Origin of the sequence: Leptospira montravelensis (genome assembly GCF_004770045.1) — a bacterium.
GTDB lineage: Bacteria > Spirochaetota > Leptospiria > Leptospirales > Leptospiraceae > Leptospira_A > Leptospira_A montravelensis.
The window spans coordinates 923,485-947,456 of record NZ_RQFO01000004.1 but is presented as its reverse complement, the minus strand read 5'-3'; the positions used below and the strand labels follow the sequence as shown (position 1 = coordinate 947,456).

Below are 23,972 nucleotides of genomic sequence, written 5' to 3'. Positions count from 1 at the left end.
GTGCCGGAACAAATTTTATCGATCATTATCTTTTTACCAATTTTATCCTCTTTACTCATTGTATTTCAAAAACGAGTAGGGGCAGTTGTTGTCATCTCAGCACTTTCGTCGGCATTTACAACCATCCTCTCTATAGGTCTTTTTTTCTTTTTTGATTCCAGTAAGTCGGGATTACAATTTGTCCACTGGATTCCTGATTGGATTTTATCGGGCAAGCTGAGTGTAGACTACCATGTTGGGCTTGATGGAATTTCCCTTCTTTTATTTGCCTTAACTGCCTTTATGTTTTTTCTTTCGAGTATTGCTTCTTGGTCCAATATTCCAAAGAAAATCAAAGAATTTCATATTTGTTTACTTGTTTTGGAAACAGCGGTCCTTGGGGTTTTTGCTGCCGGTAACCTCGTTCTTTATTATGTATTTTGGGAACTTATGGTATTACCAATGGTTCTTATGATTGGAATTTGGGGTGGGGAAGAAAGAACCAAAGCTGCTTTAAAATACTTTTTATTCTCTATGGCTGGTTCCTTGTTTATGTTAGGTGGTATACTCACCCTATATTTTAAAACAGGGAAAACCTCGATTGAGTCTTTGTCGACAGCAAGTCTCGGAATGTATTCCGAACCTCTCCAATGGTTTTTGTTTTTTAGTTTTTTCTTAGCATTTGCTATCAAAATTCCACTTTTCCCATTCCATACTTGGATGCCGGATGTTCATACACAAGCGCCTACTGTTGGTTCGGTGGACTTGGCAGGTGTATTACTCAAAATCGGTGCATATGGTTTCATTCGTTTTTGTATTCCTTTTTTCCCAGAACCAAGTTTACTTTCTCAAAATTGGGTTCAGATCCTTGCTGTCATCGGTATCGTTTATGGTTCGATGGCGGCACTTGTCCAAACCGATATCAAACGTATCATTGCTTATAGTTCCCTTTCCCATTTAGGATTTTGTATTTTGGGCCTCTTTTCTTTTACAAACGAAGGAGTTGTGGGTGGAATGTTGCAGATGGTTTCTCACGGGATATCCACTGGTATGATCTTTCTTATGATTGGGATGATTTATGAAAGAGCTCATACAAGAAACATTGCCGAGTTTGGTGGACTTGCCGGTCAGATGCCTGTGTTCTCCACTTTCTTTCTCATAGCGGTTCTGTCTTCTGTGGGACTTCCGGGAACCAATGGATTTGTGGGTGAGTTTCTCATTCTTATGGGAGCCATCAAATCCAATATTTGGCTTGGTGGCATTGCTGCCACAGGTGTGGTGCTTGGCGCCTTGTATTTACTTTGGTTTGTAAAACGATTCCTATTTGGAGTGAGTAAAACCATCCAAGCCAAACCATATAAAGATTTAACCTTTAGAGAAGTGGGAATTTTATCTCCACTTGTTTTCTTTATTTTTTGGATTGGGATTTATCCAAAACCATTTTTAGAAATTTTGCAATCTTCCTCCAATGTATATTTGAATTCAGCATCGGTGCAATCCGTAGCAGAAAGAAAAGACATACAAAAAGATTTCCTTGGTGGAAAGGTAAGCCGTCAATTTTCTGATTATACAAGTTTAGGAAAAGAACCTTTATCCTTTGAAGAAAGGTTAGGGTCATTTCAATCAAAATATGCACTTCCTGCTTTTCTTTCTGTGAAAGAAAACAAACCGAATTTGAATGAAAACTTAGACAATTTGGAAAAGTCCATTGAGTCCGATTTTGACTTGGAACCAATCCAAAAAGAGACAATAGGAAACTAACCCATGTCATATACTCCATCCTCCAATGATTTAATAGCAATCTCTCCCATGCTCATTCTATGTGGAGTGGCTTTACTTTCTCTCGTAGTTCAGTTCCTTGTTCCTAAAGAGGATGATTCCAAACCACTTTGGGTGCTTTCGGTTCTTGGAATTCTCGGTGCCATGTACGCTTTGTATCATACAACAGGATCTCCAGGGTATGGTAAATTTTTTGGTTCACAAATTTCCCTAAGTCCTCTTACCGTTTGGCTCAGTGGAATTTATTTGATTGCTGGTCTTATCACTTTACTCATTGCACCACCATTTCTCGCTCAACATAAAACATTGTTTCCTGAGTTTTTTCCTCTCCTTCTTTTTTGTTTGTCGGGGATGATGTTTCTTACCTCAGGTTATGACTTTATTGTGATCTTTGTTGGATTAGAAATCCTTTCTCTTGCTCTCTATGTGATGATTGGAATGGCTCGGACCTCTGTTTCTTCTTTAGAAAGTGCCATGAAATACTTTTTACTCGGATCCTTTAGCTCTGGGTTTATGTTACTGGGAATTGCATTTTTATATGGAGGTTCGGGAACCACTAACCTAGACGGAGCACTTCGTGGTCTGTTTCTAAAAGGTTATGAATCCAATTTTTCAAAGTTAGGTTTTGGGCTTTTTTTGGTAGGAGTGTCTTTTAAAGCAGCACTTGTTCCATTCCATTCTTGGACTCCGGATGTATATGAAGGTGCACAAACACCCATCACTGGTTTTATGGCAAGTGCGGGAAAAGCATCGGCTCTCGGACTAATGATTGTTTTATTCAATCATATTCCTGTGGGAGAGATGGGAGAATCCTGGAAAGTGTTAATGGGAGTGATTGCTCTTGTTTCTATGACTTGGGGAAATATTGTGGCACTCAAACAAGAAAACCTCAAACGAATGTTAGCATACTCTTCTATTTCTCATGCCGGATATATTGTGGCAGGGATCGCTTGCGGTGCGGGCCTCGAAGCCTTGTATTATCTATTTTCTTATTCTCTATTAAATTTGGCAGCTTTTGCTATTATTTCTTATTTAGAGCAGGGCAAACACGAAGTGACTGTCAATGGGATCGCACATTTGAGCGCAGAACATCCGTTAACGGCCCTTTCTCTTTCTATCATCTTTTTATCATTTGCTGGCTTTCCTCCCTTAATCGGATTTTGGACTAAACTTTTCCTTTTGCAAAAAATTGCCGAATCGGATTTATTATTCAATCGAATCCTTCTTTTTGGGGCCGTAGCAAACTCTTGTGTGGCTTTTTACTATTATATGAAGATCACCATTCAATCTTATATGAAACAAGAGACGGGTGCTGTGGCGGGTGTCCGTGACCTTCCGAGTATGCCAACCCTTGGATTTTTAGTATTTCTTTTGAGTTTATTTTTCACAGTGGGTTGGGTCTTTTTCCAACCTGGGGCTTTGTTATAAAATAACAAATCTGCTATAACAGAATTAGTTCCAGGATAGCGAAAAAATAATTGATTCATAGAAAGGGATCTAAAGGGTAGTCCGTAGGTAGGTAATTCGTATGGCAACCATTCAAAGAAAGTCAGGAACTCTTCAGGATCCCTCAGCAATTAAGGATTTCCTTGTTTCCAAGGGTCTTGTGTATGAATTCTATAAAACCCCAGAAACTTTGGATCTCATCCTCGACCAAAAGGGCTTAACTGACGCTGAAAAAGCGGAAGTCCTCTCAGGATTGGAATATCGATTTGACCAACTAAAGAAAGAACATGGTTACAAAGCCAATGACCTCGTTGTCCTGCATGACGAAGTTCCTGGAATCCAGGACATGTTAGCTAAATTTGATAAACTACATATCCATACAGATGAAGAAGTTCGTTATATCATTGATGGTAGCGGAATTTTTGGATTCATCATTGATGGAGAAAGATTTGAAGTCCATGTGAGTAAAGGTGATTTTCTTTCCATCCCTGCCAATACCAACCATTGGTTTACCCTCGACAAAAATTTAAGAATCAAAGCGGTTCGTTACTTCAAAGACAATTCAGGATGGACTCCTGTTTATGTGGATGAATCAAAAGTTTTAATCAATGTTTGATGGACAAAAGAATCTCTTCTTTTCTGAAGGGATTCCTTTTGGGAAAAAATGGAACTTTAAAGAGATTTAAATCGTTTGCTTAAAAAAACTTTTTTTAATTTGATACGGCAGGGTTTTCTGCCGTGATCCCAAACCACTCAACGATAAATTGAAGGGTGGTCCTTCCTTGGTAAAAATTTTCTTCTAAACTTCCTACCAAATCAAAACTTCCATGTTCTGACATAAACTTTTGGAATTCTTCTCCCTTATTCCAAATCATATACTTTAAAGAACCACTTCCAATCAAATGGAATCGAACGTGTTTCCCTCCACTAAGTGGCGTTAGATGGATTGCTTTTGCATTTTTAATTGCAAGTTTGATATCGGGATTTCCTTGGCCAAACGGTTCCAAGTCTTTCCATTCTTTGAGTAATCTTTCACCGATTTCTTCTGTGAGGACGGTAAAATCTGTTTCAATGGAATGAACTTTGGGTTTATCTTTATCAAAGGATAACCAAGCCTTAGCAGCCGTATACAACGCAGATTCAAAGGCGGGGATTTGATCGATTTTGATAGAAAATCCTCCTGCTTCCGGATGCCCACCGAAGTGTAGGAAATGTTCAGAGAGAGATTCTAATAGTTCTAAAACATTTTCGGGACCATAGGAACGAATGCTTCCTCTCGCATCACCATTGTCAGGTGCAAGAAATATGGCAGGTTTTTTGTAAGTATCCACCATCCTTGTGGCCACAATTCCGCTGACCCCAGGTTCCATATCAGGTTCATAACAAAATACGACTTCGTGTGAGGTACGTTCCGGTTTTCTAAGGAAATAACGTTCGACGCGGTCCATATTACGTTTGGTTCTTTCTTTTCTTTCTTCATTGATGGAAAGGAGTTGTTTGGCCTTGGTTTTGGCTTCCGAACTAGTTTCCGATAATAACAGAGAAACTGCTTCCTCCGTTTTTCCCATCCGACCAGCCGAATTTAAGACCGGACCTATCGACCAACCTAAGTCTTTTGTGGTAACACCTTGGGGGCTTAGTTTCAGTTCTTTTAAAAGTTCCGATAAACCTTTTCTTTTTTTATCACCAACATAGAGTTTGGTGAGTGAGTTTAGGGCTAGTTTGACAAAATGCCTGTTTTCCCCAACTAGAGGCATCATATCTGTGATGGTTCCAATTCCTGCCAGGTCTGTTTCTTCTTCCAAATCAGTAAAAAAATCGGGGATCTTGGAACATTGGTAAAAGAAAAGTTTTCTTTCCAAATCCACTGGGATTGCCGTGGTAAAGTCCTCAGGGTATGGAAATATCGAAGAGTCGTCTAAAGGTAGTGAGGTAGTTGTCTCTTCTTGTAATCGAATCCCGTTTTGAAAGTAAATGGATTCTTTTTTTCCAGCGCCTTCTTCTAATTCTATTTTCCTGTAAATTTTTCCAAATTCATCACTTTGTCGGAATAATATGGCGGTGACTAGTTTGAAAGAAAGCACTGCCGTGCAGATTTTTTTTTCAGGGTATTGGGAGTCTGTCCTTCTTGGATTCACCAAAGCACAGTTTGTTGGGATACGAACAGGAACTTCATGGTGGTCAAGTACTATGACCTGAATTCCAGTTTTCGTAAGTTCTTCGATTTCATCAGCTTGGCTTGATCCAAAGTCGAGAGTGATGAGTAGGTCTGGTTTGACTTTTTTAATTTTTGTTAGTGCTTCTTTACAAAGACCGTAAGGATCACTTTCTGAAGAAACCATCACTTCTAAATTGATGGAAGAAAAGGTCGGATGTGATTTTAAAAAGAAAGCCAGTAAACAAGTGGAACTCACTCCATCCGAATCCCTATCTCCATAGAGGAGGATTTTTTTTCCTTCTTTCACAAATGAAAGAATCAGTTCGACAGCAGTCGAAAGATCGGGAAGGGAGAAAGGTGAGTGCAAACAAGAAAAATCGGATGTGAGCAGTTCTTTGGGATGAATGCTACGAAGGCCCTCTCTTTTATCGACTAAGTAACGTAAGAGGGGGCGTTTGGAATCCACTTTGGTTCTTACTTCGGAAAGTAATGGTCCGAAGTGAACCTTGGTTACATGATGCAATTGCCAATAATTTTGGAACCGAATTCTACTTCGAGTCCCGGTGTTTTGATATCTCCCACTACCTTACCATTTTTTTTAAGTTCAACTTTATCTTTTGCGTCCACGTTTCCTTTTAGGTTTCCGTGAACCACAAGGCTTCCAACTTCTACATCAGCTTCTACGTCGCCTGTTTCATCAATGATGAGTTTGCCTTGAGAAGTGATTGTGCCTTTGAATTGCCCTTTGATTTTTAATGTTTGGTTGAAGGAAAGGGTTCCGCGAAACGTGATGTCGTCGCTAATGATGGTGTCTATAGATTCGTCTTTCATCGGTAGGGATAGTCTTGTTTGACTCTCGAGTTTTGGCAACTACACAAGTATTTGTCATCAAAAGGAAATGAAAAAAAGTTCATATTTCCGGGGTTTTCACTTGAGTCTCTGGGTCTATTCTTGAACCTGGGTCTCAAGAATAGGAAAAAACAGTGAAAATTAGGCGCTTCTGGAAGTCAGGGTTTATCCTGCTTTTGGCGGTTTTCATCAATCTGAATCTGGTCGACGACCGGTTTGTTTCTCCTCTCGAAGATTTGGACTTTCAATACCAATCCTACGAGTTGGAAGAAACGACTCGTGTTCTTACTTCCTCTAAAGAATCCAACCAGGTTTTGAAATTGGTTCCTTCTCGTAGAGACGAATCGCCGGTGAAGGTTTCGGTCATTCGTTGGTCCTCACTAGCAACAGAACCTGCATTTTTTCATGAAATTCTTATCTTATTCCACTTTCTTTACCTCCCACCTCCTGTTTTGGCTTAATCGTTGCATGTAGATTAGTCTAGAAGCGGAAGCCTTTAATGGCTCTTGCGATGTTTTTTATTTGAAATAGGAATTATGTTAGAAAAAATCATTCAGTTTTCCATTCATAAACGAGCCACAGTCCTCGTTTTGACAGCAGCACTCACGATTGTTGGTTTTTACAATGCGCTGCACCTTTCGATCGATGCCATTCCTGATGTGACAAACGTACAGGTGTCGGCAGTCACTTCGGTCCCTGGTCTTTCTCCGTTAGAAGTAGAACAATTTATCACTTACCCCATCGAACTTGAGTTTAACGGGATGCCGAAAGTCACAGAGATTCGTTCCATCTCAAGAACTGGTGTGAGTTCTGTAACCGTTATCTTCGAAGATGGAACGGATATCTATTTTGCAAGACAACTTGTCAATGAGAGGCTCAAACAAGCAGAGAACTTTATTCCTAAATCCTATGGAAGACCGGAACTTTCACCTATTGCCACAGGTCTAGGCGATATATATGAATTTGCTCTTGTATCGGAAAGCCATTCTCCCGAAGAACTGCGGACGGTGATGGAATGGGAGGTGGCAAGACAACTTCGTTCTGTCAAAGGAATCATTGATGTAAACGTGGTGGGGGGAGATGCCAAACAGTTTCAAATTAAAATTGACCCCAAACGTCTGTTATCTCATAATCTAACTCTTTCCCACATCACGGAAGCACTAGAAGGTGCCAATGTCAACTTAGGTGGTGGATACATCCAAAAGGGTGAAGAACAATTTGTGATTCGAGGCGAAAGCCAATTCAAATCGATTGATGATATAGCAAGGCTATCTGTAAGAACATCAAGAGATGGGATTCCTTTGACACTGGGCCAAATTGCACGAGTGGAAACAGGACCTGCCCTTCGTTTTGGTTTGAGTACCATGAACGGCAAACGCGAAGTAGTGGGTGGGACTGCCATGATGTTACTCGGCAGTAACTCCCTTCAAGTAGTGAGCCGAGTGAAAGAAAAAATGAAAGAGATTGAATCTCGTCTTCCCCAAGGGATGAAGATCGAAGTTTATTATGACCGCTCGGAATTCATTGGCCGAACTCTTTCGACTGTATTTACCAATTTGGTGGAAGCTGCCATCATTGTTCTTGTTTGTCTGATTTTAACCTTAGGAACAGTGAAAGGTGCCTTTGCCGTTGCCCTTGCCATTCCTGTTTCCATGATGGTGGCCACAATTTTAATGAATGCCTTTGGCATTGTGGGAAACTTGATGTCACTGGGTGCTCTCGACTTTGGTCTTTTAGTGGATGGTTCCATTGTGATGTTAGAGTCCACTCTTCATGGATTTTTACTACGTAAGAGTTTTCTTCTTTCGAAAACTTCAGCCCAAGACATGGAAGATGGGATGGAAGAAGTGATCATGGAGTCTTGTATCAAAGTGGTGCGGGCTTCCGCGTTTAGTGTGGGGATTATTTTACTCGTTTATTTACCGCTCATGACACTGGAAGGTGTGGAAGGTAGGATGTTCCGACCAATGGCCATTACCGTTGCTTTTGCGTTAGGTGCAGCCCTTCTTTATTCGATTACCACTTTCCCAGCTCTAATGTCCTATATTTATAAAAAACCAATTTTACATGAGTCAGCCTTTTGGGAAAAGTTTCAAACTAAATATGCAGAAGTTCTGACCTATGGGATGAAGTTCAAACGCCAGTTTACTTATGCCGGGATTGGTGTTGTTTTGTTATCGTTTATGCTCGCATCCACTCTTGGATCAGAATTTTTACCTCGAATTGATGAAGGTGAAATTGCCATCGATATCAAACGATTGCCTTCTACTGCCATCAATCACTCTCGTGATTTGAATTTGGAAATGGAAAAGGTGATTTTGAAATTTCCAGAAGCAATGAGTGTTGTTTCCAGACAAGGTCGGGGGGAATCGGCAGCAGAACCCATTGGTTCGGAAGAAGGGGAGATGATGGTCAAATTGAAACCTAAAAAGGAATGGGTTTCTGCACATGACCGCGAGGAGCTGATGGAGCTCATGAAAAATTCTGTGAACAACAGTGTTCCTTCTTCCTACATCAGTTTGTCACAACCCATTGAAAACCGCGTCAATGCATTGTTATCCGGTTCCAAAGCAGATATTGTCATTAAAATTTACGGCGATGATCTAAAGACATTAAAATCCATTGCAGACAATTATGCCTCCAAAATTAAAAAAATTCAAGGGGCTGCTGACTTACGAGTCCAAAAACTTTTAGGTTTACCACTTCTCGAAATCAAAATGAACCGTGGAAACATGGCCCGGTATGGAGTTCGTGCCGAAGAAATTCTTACTACCATTGAAACACTTAGAGTGGGCGCCAATGCAGGAAAAGTTTACGAAGGTTACAAACGCTTTGATTTGATTGTTCGTTTGGATGCTGACGTAACAGACATTGGTGTGATCGAAAACGTTCCCGTGATGACGGAGCTTGGTGGAACAGTTCCACTCGGACAAGTCACAGACATTACGATGACAGAAGGACCTGCTGCCCTTTATCATGAAGGTTTGAAACGAAGGATCCTTGTGGAAGTAAACGTTCGTGGACGAGATATGATAGGATTTGTAAATGATGTCCAAGCGGCGACTCAGTCGATTGAATCAGGATTACCACAAGGATACTACGTGGATTGGGGTGGGCAGTTTGAAAACTTCACTCGTGCGAAGAACAGACTTGCTATAGTGATTCCCATTGCAGGTGCGATTATTTTTGCGATGCTCTTTATTGCTTTTGGAAGTGTCTATTATGCATTGGGAGTCTTTATTTTAGTGCCATTGTCACTTTCGGGAGGAATCCTTTCGCTTGTGATCAGAGGTCTTCCTTTTTCTATTCCTGCAGGAGTTGGATTTATTGCGGCAGCCGGTATATCGGTGTTAAACGGAGTTGTTTATGCTTCCGCACTCAAAGACCAATTAAAAGTCACACGTGATCCATCGAAAGCTGTGGTGGAAGCCGCAGTATATACTCTTCGTGCGGTTGCGACCACAGAACTTGTGGCCATCATTGGATTTTTACCAATGGCCATTGCCTCAAGTGCGGGTGCAGAAGTGCAAAGACCACTAGCAACAGTGGTAATGGGTGGGGTTCTTGTGGCGACCATCCTTTCACGTTTTCTACTTCCTATTGCCTTTGAGTTTTTAGTCAAACTAGCACAGAGACAAGAAATTAGACAAATGGAAAGGGAACGTAAAATGAATGAATACTTTGTAGAAGAAATGAAAAAATACAAAGATTCAGAAACTCACGATACTCACGGACATTCTCAACATTACGAAGCAGAACATCACGATTCACAAACGGAAGATGATTCTAAAACAAATAAACCAAATCAAAAATCGAAAAAAAAGAGGAATTAAATGAAACCTAATTATTACGTAGCACACCCTTGGCATGGATTGGAACTAGGACCAAAGGCACCAGATGAGTTGGATGTTTTTATCGAACTAACACCACAAGACACAGTAAAGTATGAAATTGATAAAGCTTCTGGTTTTATCAGAGTGGACAGACCTCAAAAGTATAGCAACCGTTCGCCGACTCTCTATGGATTTATCCCAAGAACATTTTCAGGAGAAGCTTCTGGAAAACATTGTTCGGAAGTTGTGGGAAGACCAGACATTATCGGAGATGGAGATCCTATTGATATTTGTGTACTCAGTGTCAATCCCATCACTCATGGAAATATGATTTTAACCGTTATACCCATCGGTGGACTTAGGATGATTGATAAAGGCGAGGCCGATGACAAAATCGTAGCTGTTCTCAAAGGGGACGAAGTGTTCGGTCAAATCAAAGATATTTCAGAAGTTCCGAAAGCACTGATCAACAAACTCCACCATTATTTTTTAACTTACAAACTCGATCCAAACTCACCTTCAACGGGAACTGTAGAAATTACCGAAGTATATGATCGTGTGGAAGCCATAAAAGTCATCCAGTTTGGAATCGAAGATTATATAAAGAAATTTGTAACCGTATGAAGTATATAACGAAGTTTTTGGTATTGTTCCTTCTCGGAATTCACACATCCACTGTTTTTCCAAAAGAAAAAGCAGTGTATGAACTGCATTCTAAAGATGAGTTGTTTTTTCTAGGTGAAGATTCAAGAGTCCAAGATTCGAAAGAAAAATGGAATTTAGATGAATTAGAAGATTTTGCTGTCACTAGTAATCCGCTTTATCTTCGTGAAAAACAAAATATCGGTATGGCTCGGGGAGATATCATTACTGCTAGTTTGTATTACAATCCCATAATGAATATGCAACAGCAGTTTATGGGTGCTTCTGTGAATTCAGCGACAGGTAGACCAGAAACTTCTTTTATTTACAACCAACCTTTTGATATGAGTGGAGTGATCCCTCAGAGGGAAAAAGTCGCCAAACAAGAGTTTCTTGGAACGATTGCCAGTTTTCGAGATTTTGATCGTTTGTTTCGGTTGCGACTTCGTCAAAATTTTTGGACTTATCTCTATGTGACGGAACAAATTAATTACCAAAAGGAGTTTTTGGAAAACTACCAAGACCTTTTGGATTTAACCAAACTTAGGGCGGAAAAAGGAGATATCTCCTTTTTAGAATATGATCGATTGGCGTTGGAACGTGTACAAATTGAACGTGAATACCGAAATGCCAGGATCCTTCGTGCTCAAGTTGTAAAAAATCTTAGAATCTTAATTGGAATCTCTGATGTAAATTCTCCTTTAAGCATTAAAGGTCGATTGGAGTTTATTTCTACACGTGAATTTGGAATAGATTTGAATGACTTTGATATTGAAGAACGTCCTGACCTTGTTGCTTTGAAAATTCGCCAACAAAAGGAAAGAATGAATATCGAACTCAAAAAACGAGAAATCATTCCTCCTTTAACACTCGGGATTGAGTTTTTAAATAAAGGAAATGAAAATGTTACGGGCGTATATGCGGCAACACCACTTCCTTTGTTTGATCGTAAACAAGGGGAAATTTTAAAATCAGAAGAATCTTATAAAAAACTAGGATTCGATGTCGATGCAAAACGAAACGAAATCATATCTGAAATTTCTGCTGCTATTAAAGAGTTACAGGCTCGGGAATCACAGTTACTTGATTACCAAAAAATGGGACTACTCGAAAAAAACAAAGAAGTGCAAGAGAAGTCAAGGCTTGCTTACATTCGGGGTGCATCTAATTTAGTAACGTTTTTAGAGGCTGAGAAAAATTATCTCAGCGTGCTTCGTAGTTATTATGAAATCATTTATCTCTATTACAATGCTTTGGAAGGATACAAAGCTTCTATCGGAAAGATGGATAGCTCGGAGTTTTAAATTTATATGAAAACAGAATTCAATTTTAAGAATATTCGTTCCTTGAGTATACTTGTACTCGTTGGAAGTTTGGCTTACTTTGGTTATACCAAGTTTTTTGGACCCGGCAAAAAAACAGAAGCTCTCACAGAAGATAAATCCAAATTTATCATTTCTCAGGAAATCCAAAAGAATCATCCTTTTTCCGTTGTTTATTTGGAAGAAAAAGCACTCGAGGAAGAACTACAACTTCCTGGAACTGTATCTTATGATATGAACAGTGTGGCAAAAGTGGGATCTCGTGTTAGTGGACGGATTGTACAGGTTTTTGTGAAGGAAGGGGAGTATGTAAAAAAGAGTACAGCCCTTGCTTCCATTCAATCGGTAGAACTTGGCACCACAGAGGCAAATTACTTAAAAGCAAGAGCAAGGCTAGAAGCTTTAAAAGTGCAAGCCGATAGAGCAAAAGATTTGTATGAAAGAAAAGTAACCTCTGCAAAAGAGTACGAGATGTCCTTAATGGATTACAAATCCGTGAAAGCGGAAATGGAAACTTCCCGAAATGCTTTAGAAAACTTGGGATTAAACGATGCTGAAATTACCAATTTAGAAGCTGGAAAATATAACTCAAAAAACTTATACATAAGAACTCCTATTTCGGGAACGGTTACAGAAAGAGAAGCTATCATCGGTCAGGCGGTTAATGCTCGAGACAATTTGTTTACCGTGGCTGATTTAAGTGTTCTTTGGATCAATTTAGAAGTATATGAAAAAGATTTGGCATCCATTCGAATGGGAAACGAAGCCAAAGTCATTCCGATTGGATCTAAAGATGAATCTTTGAAGGCAGTTGTTTCTCATGTGGGAGATGTCATTGATCCCATCAAAAAAACGGCAGAGATTCGTTTGGAAGTGAGAAACTCAAAAGGAAGACTTCGTCCCGGACAAAGTGTAACCGCAACGGTAGTGGGTGCTACGGTTGAGTCTTCAGTTAACAAAGCCAAAGTCATTCCTGTAAATTGTATTCACAAAATAGAAGGTGAAAATTTTGTTTTTGTTCGTAATGGAGATGGTTCTTTTTCTGCTAAAAAACTAGGAGTAGGGAAAGTTTACGACAATTGGGTTGAAGTTGTAACAGGTGTTGAATCAGGGGAAGCCATTGTGGAAGAAGGAAGTTTTGTTTTAAAAAGTGAGTATTTAAAATTATAACTCCTAGTTTTTTGTTGACATAACGCCCATTTCCTAGTTATCTGTTTAGTATGAAAGACCTCACGGAAAAACAAGAATTTGTCCTGCAATACATATCGGACACTGTCCGCGAGAAGGGGTTCCCACCCACCATCCGTGAGATTGGGGACCAATTTGGAATTACTGCCAAAGGTGCGTATGACCACCTAAAGGCCATTGAAAAAAAAGGTTATATCCGCACTTCTAAAAACCAAAGCCGCGCCATTGAACTTTTGAAAGGAAATGGGGACGAAGCACTTCTCGTTCGTGCTTCGGGAATTCCACTTCTTGGGCAAGTGGCAGCCGGTTCTCCTATCCTTGCTGAAGAAAACATCGAAGAATACATCGCGGTTCCGGAAGACCTTGCGACCAAACCGGGAACCTTTGCTTTACGTGTGAAAGGAGATTCTATGGTGGAAGCAGGGATTAGCGATGGAGACATTGCCATCATCCAGAAAAAGGACACTGCAAGAAATGGAGAGATCGTAGTTGCCATGATCGAAAACGAGGCTACTTTGAAAGTTTTTTACAAAGAGCCCGATATGATTCGTTTGGAACCAAGAAACGTAAAACTAAAACCGATTCGTACCAAAAAGGCTACGATAATTGGAAAACTAATCGGACTCTATCGTATTTACTGATTGACCAAAGCCTGGTTGGGAACGAGTTTAGAAGGGATGTCGAAACATCTTTTTTCTTTCCCAACCTTTCTTATCGTATCTCTCGTCCTCTCTTGCGCTCCCAAAAAACAAGAAATCGATGCTTATGATCTAAAACGCGTTTTGGAAAGGTTTGCACAAAACCGAATCCAAACAGGGCTTATGGCAGATACCAAAAGACCCACTCCCACAGACATGGCTCTCTTTGAAGAAGCATGCGAAGTGTACCGGTTGTCTATCCCGGAAGCCAAAGAAATGTTAAAAAAAGAAAACAAAGCTCTTTACGAGTCAATTTATGGAAATGAATAAAATCAAAATTTCAGAACGTCTGGTTTGGGGGGCAATTACCGGTTGTTTGGTGGCCCTAGTTTTTTTTGTAAGCACAGATAAGGTAAAGGCCATATCCACTGACGGGGAGAAATATTTACAAATTCTCCATGAAGTAGTTTCCTACATTGAAAATGATTATGTAGACCCCCAGGAAGAGAAAAAAATTTATACCGGCGCCATACAGGGAGCCTTACAAAGTTTAGGTGATCCACATACCAGGTTTTTGGACACTGATGAATTTGGGGAATTACAAAACGAAACCAAAGGAAGTTTTGGTGGAATTGGAGTTGAGATTAGTTTCCAAGAAAATGCATTTATTATCGTGGCACCGATTGAGGGAACTCCGGCTTGGAAGGCAGGACTCCAACCCCAAGACAAAATCATAGAGATTAACGGTAAAAGTACAAAGTCAGTTTCTTTATCAGAATCTATCGCAATGATGCGTGGCGATGTGGGATCCTCTATTTCCATGAAGATCGAACGAAAGGGAATCAAAGATCCTTTTGTGGTTAATTTGGTTCGGGAACTGATCCAAATTCGTTATGTAAGGTCACATTATCTTCCGGAAACAGAAACTGGTTATATCAAACTGGTGCAGTTTATGGGGAAAGAGACTACCACCAAAGAATTTGTTTCGGCAGTGAAAACCATGATGGATTCTGGTGCTAAAAAACTAGTGATCGATTTGCGAATGAATCCAGGTGGACTTTTGGATTTGGCCATCGACCTTGCGGATCTATTTTTACCTCCCGATGCCGAAATCGTTTCTGTAAAAGGAAGAGGTGGGGTCCTCGTAAAAAGTTATAAAGCCGATAAAAAAGAGAAAAAGTTTTTGGATATCCCCATTGCCATTTTGGTGAATGGAGGTTCTGCCAGTGCTTCCGAGATTTTAGCGGGTGCTTTAAAAGATAACAAACGTGCTGTGGTAGTCGGAACCCAAAGTTTTGGAAAGGGAAGTGTGCAGTCCATCTTTCCTTTATCAGGGGGAACTGGGGTTGCCATTACCATTCAAAAATATTATACTCCATCTGGAATTTCCATTCATGGAAAGGGAATCACTCCTGATTATATCGTTAATCCCACTTCTGCCAGTGAAGATGAAAAATATGCCTTGGAAAAACTTTTTAAGAAGAATTTAATCCGCCCCTTTTTAGAAACACATTCGGAATTGAATGATATTGCTCTTTCTGATTTTGCAGCCATACTTAAAAAAGAAAATCTAACCATCTCGGACTCGGTCACTCGTATTTTTTTGTTTAATGAAATGAGGGTTGGGTCTTCTAATGCAAAGCCAAGATTGGATTTAGACACACAACTTTCTGAAGCCATTCGTGTTTTGAAATAATGGCCTACGGGTTAGGAATTGAATCCAGTTGTGATGAAACTTCTATTGCGATTGTTCGTGATGGAAGGGAACTTCTCTCTCTAAAAATATATAGCCAAATCGATTCACATTCCCCTTACCGGGGAGTGGTGCCTGAAATTGCTTCCAGAGCCCATTTAGAAAAAATCAATTTGCTACTTTCTGTGGCAATGGAGGAAGCAGGGATTGAATTTTCCGATTTAAACTACGTAGCGGTGACCAGCTATCCGGGATTAGTTGGTTCTCTTATGATCGGTGCACAGTTGGCTCGTTGTATATCTCTTGTTTTTGGTATCCCGATTGTTGCTGTAAACCATTTAGAGGCGCACTTAGCTGTGATCGGTTTAGAAAGAGAACTTCCTCCTTTTCCTTGGCTTGGACTTCTTTTATCGGGAGGAAATTCTTCCATTTATATATACAAAGGATTTGGTGATTTGCAGATTTTTGCAGATACCCAGGATGATTCTCTCGGAGAGGCCTTTGATAAGGTCAGTGCCGTTTTGGATCTTCCCTATCCTGGTGGGCCCTATTTGGAAGCCAAAGCAAATGCATACAGGCCGGTATCTGGTGAAAAAAATCCCTTTCCAAAACTTTTGAAAGAAGATGGGGAAGACCAAATTCGGTTTTCTTATAGTGGGCTTAAAACGGCAGTGTTATATTATAAACGGGAAAATGCAAAGTCACTTCCCATTGAAAAGATCGCTTACTATTTCCAAAAGACTGCCTTTGAACTTGTCACTCGTAATCTAGGAAAAGCCATCACCAAAACAGGGATTCGGACAGTTGTGGCGGCAGGGGGTGTCCTTGCCAACGGGACACTTCGAGATTGTTTGGAAAAAGAAAAGGAAAGGTCTCGGTTTGACCTATTTTATCCTAGCAAAAAAATTTACTGCACAGATAACGGAGCGATGGTGGCATGTCTTGGATACCATCTTTGGAAACAAAAATCTTTTGTGGGACTCGACTTTAAGGTAAGTCCCAAACGAAACTTTGAACAAATAATATGAAACTAAAACTTACCTGGATTCCAAATACACTTACACTGGGAAACTTAACCTTGGGCTTTGTTTCTATGCTTCTGGTAGCAGAAACAAATCCATCACAATCCAATTCCCACGAACTTTATACCTTAGCGGGAGTGTTTATCATTTTGGCCGCTCTCTTTGATGGTTTTGATGGAATGGCAGCACGCGCTCTTAATTGTACAAGCGAGCTCGGGGCAGACTTAGATAGCCTTGCCGACCTTACCACCTTTGGAATTGCTCCTGGATTTTTGTCGTACAAAATGTTCTTTTACGATATCAAACTCGATATCTTTGACAAACCAGATTATTTTCCATTGGGTATGTTCATTGCTGCTTTGTATCCTATTTGTGCGGCATACCGATTGGCACGTTTTAATGTAGCTCACGATCCCAAATCTTTTAACGGACTTCCGTCTCCTGTCGCCGGGGTTGTGATTGGCATTTTCCCTTTGGTGTTTTCTGTGTCTCAAGTGCCACTTTGGACTGCTGTTTTATTTTTTGTGATCACAGCCTTACTTATGGTTTCGACTTTACGATATAGCAAACCACAAGTTGCCATCAGAGGACTTTTCTCTTGGAAAAAATTAGGAATTAGCATTCTAGGGCTTGGTTTGTTGTTACTTGCGATTGGATTTTATCGTTGGCCCTATGTGATGTATGGTGCGGTAGGATTTTATGTATTTTCTGGAATCGTATCGTTTCTCATCCAAACCATCCAGGACTACCGAGTGTAGTCTTAGATGGACTCTTTGAGTTGAAAGATATCGAGAAGGTTTGCGACAGCAAATATCGTTCGAACTTCTGGGGACAAATGGATGATGCGAACCTGTTTCTTTTTTTCCTTTGTCCAACTGTAGGCATGTAGCAAAATTCCGATCCCAGAAGAATCTAAGTAACTTAAATTTTTAAAATCTAAAACCAGTTCTTTAATTTCTGCCATTTCAATTTGTTCTTTTAAGTCCGCTCTAAATTTGGGAGTGTCTTTTACGGACAGGGAGCCATTTAAGAGGACGATTGCCTTATCGTTTTCTCGTTTGATTTCATACTGAAACATAACTTCAGTTAAGACAACATCTGAAAGACTCAAAGACAATCAAAAAACGTTTGATTTTTCAAAAAAGGACTCTAGAAAAAGAGCAATGAAAATCAAGTTTTGGGGTGTTCGCGGATCCATTGCTTCACCCATTCGGCCTGAAAGCGTAAAACATAAAATCGAAAAAATACTTTCATTGGCAAGTCCGACAGACATTCAGAATGAACAAAGTATTCATAGTTTTCTTAATTCTTTGAGTTTTTCCTCTTCATCAACTTACGGTGGTAATACGACTTGTGTCGAAATTCGTGATAAGGAAGGTAACCTCATCATCATTGATGGAGGAACTGGACTACGTGAACTAGGCAACCAAATGATGGCCACTGACTTTGGTAAGGGAACAGGCCATGCCTATTGGATATTGACTCATACCCATTGGGATCATATCCAAGGAATTCCTTTTTTCGTACCACTCTTTTTACCTGGCAACCATTTTGAATTTGTTTCTTGTATGAACGATGCAGAAAAAAGATTAGAACACCAATTTGTATTCACACATTTCCCGGTGTCGTTTGATCATTATGCTGCCAAAAAAACTTTCCAATATTTAGAGGAAGGGGAAACTATTTCTCTCGGACCCCATATCCAAGCGTTTAGTAAAGCAGTCCGTCATCCCGGAGGAAGTTTTTCTTACCGGTTTATGGAAGAGGGCAAGGCAATCATCTTTGCCTCTGATGCAGAATTCAATTTAGAAGAGATGGAAAATATTGATACATATATTGATTATTTCCGTGATGCCGACGTACTTGTTTTTGATACACAATATACATTTGAAGAATCATTACAAAAAATTGATTGGGGTCATAGTTCCGCATCCATTGCCACAGACATTGCTCTTCGTGCGAAGGTTAAAAAACTTGTGATGTTTCACCATGATCCTTCTTACGATGACGAAAAATTAGATTTAGTTTATTTGCGAGCACTCAAATACAAAGAGATGTTTGATCCACACGGAAAATTAGAAATCATTATGGCTTATGAAGGTTTGGAGATAGAGGTTTAAAATGGCAAAAAAGGGTTATATCATTGGAATCGATGCAGGAACTACAGGTATCAGAACGTTTTGTTTTAACGATAAAGGAAAAGTCATTTCTTCTGCTTACCAAGAATTCAAACAATTCTATCCGAAGCCAGGTTGGGTAGAACATGATCCAGAAGAGATTTGGGTCAAAACACAAAAACTGATAAGCCAAGCCATAAAAAATGGAAAATTAAATCCTAAGGATGCTGTGGCCATAGGAATCACAAACCAAAGGGAAACTTCTGTTGTTTGGGATAAAAAGACCGGCAAACCAGTGTACAATGCCATTGTTTGGCAATGCAGAAGAACTTCTGATATTTGTAAGGACTTAAAAAAACAAAGCCTAGATTCCAATTTTCGAAATAAAACAGGTCTTGTACTCGATGCCTATTTTTCAGGAACCAAAATCCAATGGATCCTTGATAACGTCAAAGGGGCTCGTGCCAAAGCAGAGAAAGGTGAGTTATTATTTGGAACCATCGATACTTGGTTATTGTACAAACTTACAGGTCACAAAGAACACAAAACCGATCATACCAATGCCTCAAGAACCCTTCTTTTTAATATCCAAACCAAAGAATGGGATGAAGAACTTTGTGAAATCTTACGTGTTCCTATGTCTATGCTTCCGAAAGCATACAATTCTAAAAATTTATTTGGATTCACTTCTAGTGTTAAATCTCTTCCCGATGGGATTCCGATATCTTCTCTTGTAGGGGACCAACAAGGAGCTCTCTTTGGTCAACTTTGTACAGAACCTGGAGAAGCGAAAAACACTTATGGCACTGGATGTTTTTTACTCTTCAATGTAGGAGACGAATTTAGAATTTCAAACCAAGGTTTGATTACGACACTTGCTCTTGGCCCCGAAGGAAAAACTGTCTATTGTTTAGAAGGATCTGTATTTATTGGAGGAGCTGTAGTTCAGTTTCTCAGAGACAATTTAGAGTTTTTTGAATACTCCAAAGATTCTGAAAAATTAGTAAAGGCCATCAAAACAAAAGATGATTTGGTTTTTGTTCCTGCCTTTGCTGGCCTTGGTGCACCACATTGGGACCAAGAAGCTCGTGGTGCTATCTTTGGACTCTCTCGTGACACAACACCTGCACAGATCACAAGAGCCGCACTCAAAGCCATTGCCTTACAATCTTATGAACTTGCGAATGCGATGGAAAAAGAAACAGGAAAACCATTGAAGTTTTTACGTGTGGATGGGGGGGCTACTTCCAATGCTTGGCTTATGCAATTCCAAGCAGATATTCTTGGAACCAAAGTTATCCGACCACAAAATGTTGATACCACGGTGCTTGGTGCAGCCTACCTCGCTGGCCTCGAACGAGGATTTTTTAAATCAGTGGCAAGCCTTAGAAAAGAAGAAACCAAAACCACACAATTTCTTCCCAAGATGAAAGAGAGTGAAAGAAAAGAAGAAATTGATAAATGGAACTGGGCAATTTCTCGTGTGAAAACAGGAAACTAAAGGAAACCTTTTTTACCTTGCTAGGTGAATCGTAAATAAAAAGATTAACCTAGCGATTGTTATTTGGTTCGCTTTTTTTATCAGTGGATAGAATCTACTTATAAAAATGAAATTCCTACGAATAGAATCCAAATTGGAAAACTCAGTTGGCAAAATAGTAATACTTCTGGTGAGATTAACCAGGAGTAACTTGAAATCATTTGGAACCCAAATGTAAGGACTCCAAAGACCAAAATCAAACTACCATTTTTATTCTTATTTCGATAAGAAACACTATATAGTAAAATCGCTAGAGCCAGTACAAGCGAAATCATATGCATGGTTCCCACTTGCATACTCAGAAGAAAAACAATAGTGTCTTCTGACAATGGATACGAATTCACAGGATACACCAATCGGCCAATGAGTAAATCGACAAGGACAAACATCGGAACCACTAAAAGGAAAAACAAACCTGAAGCAAATAGAGCCGTGGTCGATTTTTCTTTTTTCCAAGGATTCCCTAAAATATAAATCACAGGAATTAATGCGAGGACGGCAAAGATTAAAATCTCATCGGCGATTTGTAGGTAAAGTTTCCAATCGAAAATCCATTTGTGTAATAAATTTGTTTCGTTAGGTGGTGGCGGTACTAGATACATTGTAAGGTAGTAACTTAAAAATAACAAACTACAAATGAAAAACGGAATCCGATTTCGATTGAGAAGGTTATTGGTTTGATTGGTCATGACCCCATTGAGAAAACAAATAAATAGCCGGTCTAGAGAAAAAGTAAAAACTAGATTAAATTTTAATAATCAAACCAAAGGAGAGAAAATTCGAATGGTTTCCTTTCTTTGGTTATCCCTCCACCGACAAGAAAGATCCCAGTTGAATAATAAGGAATTTCAATGAGAAGGTCTGGTGGCAACCGATGGAATTCGGTTGTTTCGATTTCTTTACGTGATAAAAAGAAATCAAACCGCAAAACATCGATCCAGTCGCTGGTTTTGAAAAATAGTTTTGTTATTGTTCTTCCATAAAATTGGAGAGATTGGCCATCTATAAAAAAATTAAATTTCTCAGCATCCGTAAAAGGCACTTCTTCCTTTCGTTCCTCATCCCCAGTCTCCCGATATGTAAAAATGGATCCTTCTTCGTAATAAATATTTCTCGCAAATCGTTTGAAGAGTTCTGTTTCTATGACAGAAACTAAATCCTCCCCCTCTTGTGGTTTTTTGGTGGGTCCATCCAAAATTTGTTTCATTTTATTTTTGGAGATGGAAGTTCGAACTACTTCCAAGACAGGTTTGGAAAGGTTAGGAAGGATGTATTTGATATAACGTTCATCATGATCCCTAAGAATTTCTTGTAAAAAGTTTCCATGAATCATAGGAATCATTTCTACAGTAAACATCTGTTTGTTTAAAAATTTAGCAAATTCTGGTTCATGGCGAAATAAATTGGAAACAATAGTTTCTTCTTCTTTGGGAGTTCCAGAAAAAAGAATGGATACCAAACGAAATAGGTAGGTTTTACTTTTTATATCAAAATACAATGCTTCAATTTTTTCCCGCACTAAGTTTTCCGAAAGTTCTGGATTGATGATGTCTCTAAGTGATAGATACTTAGCCGATTGGAACTTGTCGCGTTTTCCCCGGTAAAGAAAGGATGGGCTGTTACGCTCTCCGCCTATCTGAATGGCCAGAGGAGAAAAACCAGGTATGGGTTTGGATTCGGAATCTGTGGGAACTTTCATACTACCCATGTAAGTTGGAGTGTAGACTGGTTTAGAATGGAAGGTTTGTCTGTTGTATTGCAACTCGTATAAAAACTGCGGAAAAAGAATTGGGTCTGAGGTGACAGAAGGTAGTTCTGGAATTTTATTTTTGGGAACCGGATAAAAGGGAAAAATGGAAGATCGGAACCGGGCCACCGAGTCGGCGTTTGCTAAAAAGAAGTGGTAATTGTTTCCTTGTCTATAAATCAAAGGGGTGGAGATTTTTTAAGTTTTTTCTGAATTCGAATTCGAAAGTGTTCCCAATTATAATCTCTTTTTAAAATTTCCAACTCATTTTCCACACCAAAACGCATGAAGTCGAAAATCTCTTCATGGTCCATTCCGACAACGATAGAAAGGTCTTGGATGACTCGTAACAATCGTCTCGCATCGCGATCACTGAGGGCAAAGGTTTCTAAAAGTTTTTGTTCGAATTCCGTTAGTTGGATCAAGGGAACCTAAAACGCAGCCACAAGGATGGTTTCGATTTCATTTTTAGGAAGTTCTCTAGGAAGACAATCAAGAAACGAGTAAGTTGCCGCCAAAGTCGCAATCCCTGGAAGATCAATTTTTTTCACTTCGTATTCGGACAACCTTTGGGGAATACGAAGTTCTAAGTAAATTTTACGAATTCCTTCCACCGCTTTGATCGCAGCTTCAATCACTGAGATATTGGTGACGTCTTCATCGAGTGCCCTTGCAATCATTACATACTTACCAGCAGAAGAGGTTAAGTTGTATTCCATCACATGTGGGAGAAGGATCGACATACTTTGAAAAATATCTAAATTCGTAACGGTTGTTACTGCAAGTGACAATGCATAACAAAGTCCAAGACTACTTGTGGATTGTGCAATTCCTGCAAGTAAACTTGCCGCATAAATGGAGTTCTTTGGTCCCAAGTTTCTTGGTTCACGAATGGCAGGTACAATGTTTTTAGAGATAAGTTCAATGGATCGAAGTGCCGTGGAGGAGGTAATCTCATTGGCATATTTAGATAGGATACTGTCAACAGCTGCAGACAATATAGAGATTCCGGTTTTTGCAGTTTCGGAACTAGACATCCCGGCCCCAATTTTTGGATCGGCCACAATTAGTTCTGGGAAGGCCCATTCATGAGCAAAGTATTTTCTATTTTTATCCTTATCATCCACAATCGAAAAGAAGGGAGAACATTCATTTCCGAGTAGGGGTTTTGTGGGAACTACGATCAAAGGAAGGCCTTTTTTCTTGGGTTGTTTTTTTCCAATGAGTAGTTCTTCTGCAAATAAATCATTGGTGGCAAGAAGAGAAGCCGCCTTACCTGCGTTTACCGATTCAAAGGAACCATAAGCCACAACACAATCTGCATTGGAAATTCTAAGGAAGTGAGCACAGGAATCTAAATCTTTAAAATGAACTCGGTCCACGATGTCATCATAAATGATCACACCTTCTGCGTGTTTTTCGAGGCTGGTTTTGATGATAGAAAGTTCTTCGGCGTTTTCTAATTCTTTTTGTGTGGTGATCAGAACCACTCGAGACCCAATGTTTTTAACAAAAGATCCGAGTTTGTATCCACAATCGATTTCGAAGTGAATTTTAGGTGGAAATTGAAAATTGATCCATTCGGGGAGTACTGGCATACAATCCCCTAATTATGATTCGGCGGAGTTAGAGAAATCCTCGGAGAGGACAATAAAAAAGGATCCCTCACCTCCCGTCCTTTTTACTGTTGTCCGAGGAAAGTTGACGCGATTTGGTCGGAGATTTTATCCAACATCTCAGTGGAGAGATTGTCGTAGTCGCCGTTTTTCAATCGTTCTTTGATCGCTCTGATTTTTTCCGTACGATCTTCTTCTGGAGGAGCTTGTACGATTTGTTTTGCGATTTGTTTTACTTCTGCTTGCAGTTTTGCTTCTGAGGCAATTTTTTTAGCGGCGTCAGAGATAGATATAGTATCTACCGGAGCTTGTGCTTCCGTTTCTCTTGGCCCTTGTGGTTTTTTCGGTTCGTATCCGTAACCACCAACTCGTCCTACTTTGTCGACGTTCATATATTTAGTCC

At 39.7% G+C, this 23,972-nt stretch carries 23 protein-coding genes; 15 read left to right on the top strand and 8 right to left on the bottom strand.

Annotated elements, in window-relative coordinates; all coding sequences use genetic code 11:
- From EHQ31_RS05365 to EHQ31_RS05355, 3 genes are all read left to right on the top strand, one after another.
- Positions 1-1,740: a complex I subunit 4 family protein gene (locus EHQ31_RS05365; RefSeq protein WP_135570258.1), complete on the top strand. Its 1,740-nt coding sequence runs from the start codon at positions 1-3 to the stop codon at positions 1,738-1,740.
- Positions 1,741-1,743: 3 nt separating this feature from the next.
- The gene (locus tag EHQ31_RS05360) at positions 1,744-3,186 is read left to right on the top strand and encodes an NADH-quinone oxidoreductase subunit N (RefSeq protein WP_135570256.1); all 1,443 of its coding nucleotides are present in this window, start codon (positions 1,744-1,746) and stop codon (positions 3,184-3,186) included.
- Positions 3,187-3,286: 100 nt separating this feature from the next.
- On the top strand, positions 3,287-3,820 hold the full coding sequence (locus tag EHQ31_RS05355; protein WP_135570253.1) for a cupin domain-containing protein: 534 nt from the start codon (positions 3,287-3,289) through the stop codon (positions 3,818-3,820).
- A 94-nt stretch (positions 3,821-3,914) separates the two neighbouring features.
- Here EHQ31_RS05355 and recJ read toward each other — a convergent pair whose 3' ends face one another.
- Both recJ and EHQ31_RS05345 read right to left on the bottom strand, forming a co-directional pair.
- Positions 3,915-5,885: a single-stranded-DNA-specific exonuclease RecJ gene (recJ, locus tag EHQ31_RS05350; protein ID WP_135570251.1), complete on the bottom strand. Its 1,971-nt coding sequence runs from the start codon at positions 5,883-5,885 to the stop codon at positions 3,915-3,917.
- Positions 5,873-6,193 (bottom strand): bactofilin family protein, encoded by a 321-nt coding sequence (locus EHQ31_RS05345; protein ID WP_135570249.1) that lies wholly within the window; start codon positions 6,191-6,193, stop codon positions 5,873-5,875. The genes recJ and EHQ31_RS05345 overlap by 13 nt, the downstream gene beginning before the upstream one ends.
- 152 nt (positions 6,194-6,345) lie before the next feature.
- Here EHQ31_RS05345 and EHQ31_RS05340 point away from each other — a divergent pair, with 152 nt between their 5' ends.
- From EHQ31_RS05340 to EHQ31_RS05295, 10 genes are all read left to right on the top strand, one after another.
- Complete coding sequence (locus EHQ31_RS05340) at positions 6,346-6,672, top strand: hypothetical protein (RefSeq protein WP_135570247.1); 327 nt, start codon at positions 6,346-6,348, stop codon at positions 6,670-6,672.
- Between the two features lie 75 nt (positions 6,673-6,747).
- A complete protein-coding gene (locus EHQ31_RS05335) occupies positions 6,748-10,044 on the top strand; it encodes an efflux RND transporter permease subunit (RefSeq protein WP_135570245.1) in 3,297 nt (1,098 codons plus the stop codon).
- Positions 10,045-10,668: an inorganic pyrophosphatase gene (locus tag EHQ31_RS05330; RefSeq protein ID WP_135570243.1), complete on the top strand. Its 624-nt coding sequence runs from the start codon at positions 10,045-10,047 to the stop codon at positions 10,666-10,668.
- Positions 10,665-11,990 (top strand): TolC family protein, encoded by a 1,326-nt coding sequence (locus EHQ31_RS05325; RefSeq protein ID WP_135570241.1) that lies wholly within the window; start codon positions 10,665-10,667, stop codon positions 11,988-11,990. Before EHQ31_RS05330 ends, EHQ31_RS05325 begins: the two co-directional genes overlap by 4 nt.
- Before the next feature lie 6 nt (positions 11,991-11,996).
- On the top strand, positions 11,997-13,178 hold the full coding sequence (locus tag EHQ31_RS05320; RefSeq protein ID WP_135582923.1) for an efflux RND transporter periplasmic adaptor subunit: 1,182 nt from the start codon (positions 11,997-11,999) through the stop codon (positions 13,176-13,178).
- A gap of 50 nt (positions 13,179-13,228) precedes the next feature.
- Positions 13,229-13,837: a transcriptional repressor LexA gene (gene lexA / locus EHQ31_RS05315; protein ID WP_135570237.1), complete on the top strand. Its 609-nt coding sequence runs from the start codon at positions 13,229-13,231 to the stop codon at positions 13,835-13,837.
- A gap of 36 nt (positions 13,838-13,873) precedes the next feature.
- Positions 13,874-14,164: an LA_1448 family UV-C exposure upregulated protein gene (locus EHQ31_RS05310; protein ID WP_135570235.1), complete on the top strand. Its 291-nt coding sequence runs from the start codon at positions 13,874-13,876 to the stop codon at positions 14,162-14,164.
- A 1-nt stretch (position 14,165) separates the two neighbouring features.
- Positions 14,166-15,530: a S41 family peptidase gene (locus EHQ31_RS05305; RefSeq protein WP_208652737.1), complete on the top strand. Its 1,365-nt coding sequence runs from the start codon at positions 14,166-14,168 to the stop codon at positions 15,528-15,530.
- The gene (gene tsaD / locus EHQ31_RS05300; protein ID WP_135570230.1) at positions 15,530-16,555 is read left to right on the top strand and encodes a tRNA (adenosine(37)-N6)-threonylcarbamoyltransferase complex transferase subunit TsaD; all 1,026 of its coding nucleotides are present in this window, start codon (positions 15,530-15,532) and stop codon (positions 16,553-16,555) included. Before EHQ31_RS05305 ends, tsaD begins: the two co-directional genes overlap by 1 nt.
- The gene (locus tag EHQ31_RS05295; RefSeq protein ID WP_135570228.1) at positions 16,552-17,307 is read left to right on the top strand and encodes a CDP-alcohol phosphatidyltransferase family protein; all 756 of its coding nucleotides are present in this window, start codon (positions 16,552-16,554) and stop codon (positions 17,305-17,307) included. Before tsaD ends, EHQ31_RS05295 begins: the two co-directional genes overlap by 4 nt.
- Positions 17,308-17,309: 2 nt before the next feature.
- Here EHQ31_RS05295 and EHQ31_RS05290 read toward each other — a convergent pair whose 3' ends face one another.
- Positions 17,310-17,627 carry an STAS domain-containing protein gene (locus tag EHQ31_RS05290; protein WP_135570226.1) on the bottom strand — a complete coding sequence of 106 codons (318 nt, stop codon included), beginning with the start codon at positions 17,625-17,627 and terminating at the stop codon, positions 17,310-17,312.
- Positions 17,628-17,712: 85 nt separating this feature from the next.
- On the opposite strand from EHQ31_RS05290, the gene EHQ31_RS05285 reads away from it, so the two are divergent.
- Together EHQ31_RS05285 and glpK are read left to right on the top strand one after the other, a co-directional pair.
- Positions 17,713-18,669: an MBL fold metallo-hydrolase gene (locus EHQ31_RS05285; protein ID WP_135570224.1), complete on the top strand. Its 957-nt coding sequence runs from the start codon at positions 17,713-17,715 to the stop codon at positions 18,667-18,669.
- 1 nt (position 18,670) lies between these two features.
- Complete coding sequence (gene glpK, locus EHQ31_RS05280) at positions 18,671-20,167, top strand: glycerol kinase GlpK (protein WP_135570222.1); 1,497 nt, start codon at positions 18,671-18,673, stop codon at positions 20,165-20,167.
- A gap of 98 nt (positions 20,168-20,265) precedes the next feature.
- On the opposite strand, the gene EHQ31_RS05275 is transcribed toward glpK, so the two are convergent.
- From EHQ31_RS05275 to EHQ31_RS05255, 5 genes are all read right to left on the bottom strand, one after another.
- Positions 20,266-20,895 carry a hypothetical protein gene (locus EHQ31_RS05275; RefSeq protein ID WP_244247266.1) on the bottom strand — a complete coding sequence of 210 codons (630 nt, stop codon included), beginning with the start codon at positions 20,893-20,895 and terminating at the stop codon, positions 20,266-20,268.
- Positions 20,896-20,957: 62 nt separating this feature from the next.
- Positions 20,958-22,136 (bottom strand): FliG C-terminal domain-containing protein, encoded by a 1,179-nt coding sequence (locus tag EHQ31_RS05270; protein WP_208652713.1) that lies wholly within the window; start codon positions 22,134-22,136, stop codon positions 20,958-20,960.
- Entirely contained in the window at positions 22,133-22,378 is a 246-nt protein-coding gene (locus tag EHQ31_RS05265; protein WP_135570219.1) for a hypothetical protein, read from the bottom strand. The genes EHQ31_RS05270 and EHQ31_RS05265 overlap by 4 nt, the downstream gene beginning before the upstream one ends.
- A gap of 6 nt (positions 22,379-22,384) precedes the next feature.
- Positions 22,385-23,551 carry an iron-containing alcohol dehydrogenase gene (locus EHQ31_RS05260; protein WP_135570217.1) on the bottom strand — a complete coding sequence of 389 codons (1,167 nt, stop codon included), beginning with the start codon at positions 23,549-23,551 and terminating at the stop codon, positions 22,385-22,387.
- An 83-nt stretch (positions 23,552-23,634) separates the two neighbouring features.
- Positions 23,635-23,961 (bottom strand): flagellar biosynthesis anti-sigma factor FlgM, encoded by a 327-nt coding sequence (locus tag EHQ31_RS05255; protein WP_135570215.1) that lies wholly within the window; start codon positions 23,959-23,961, stop codon positions 23,635-23,637.
- Between the last annotated feature and the right edge of the window lie 11 nt (positions 23,962-23,972).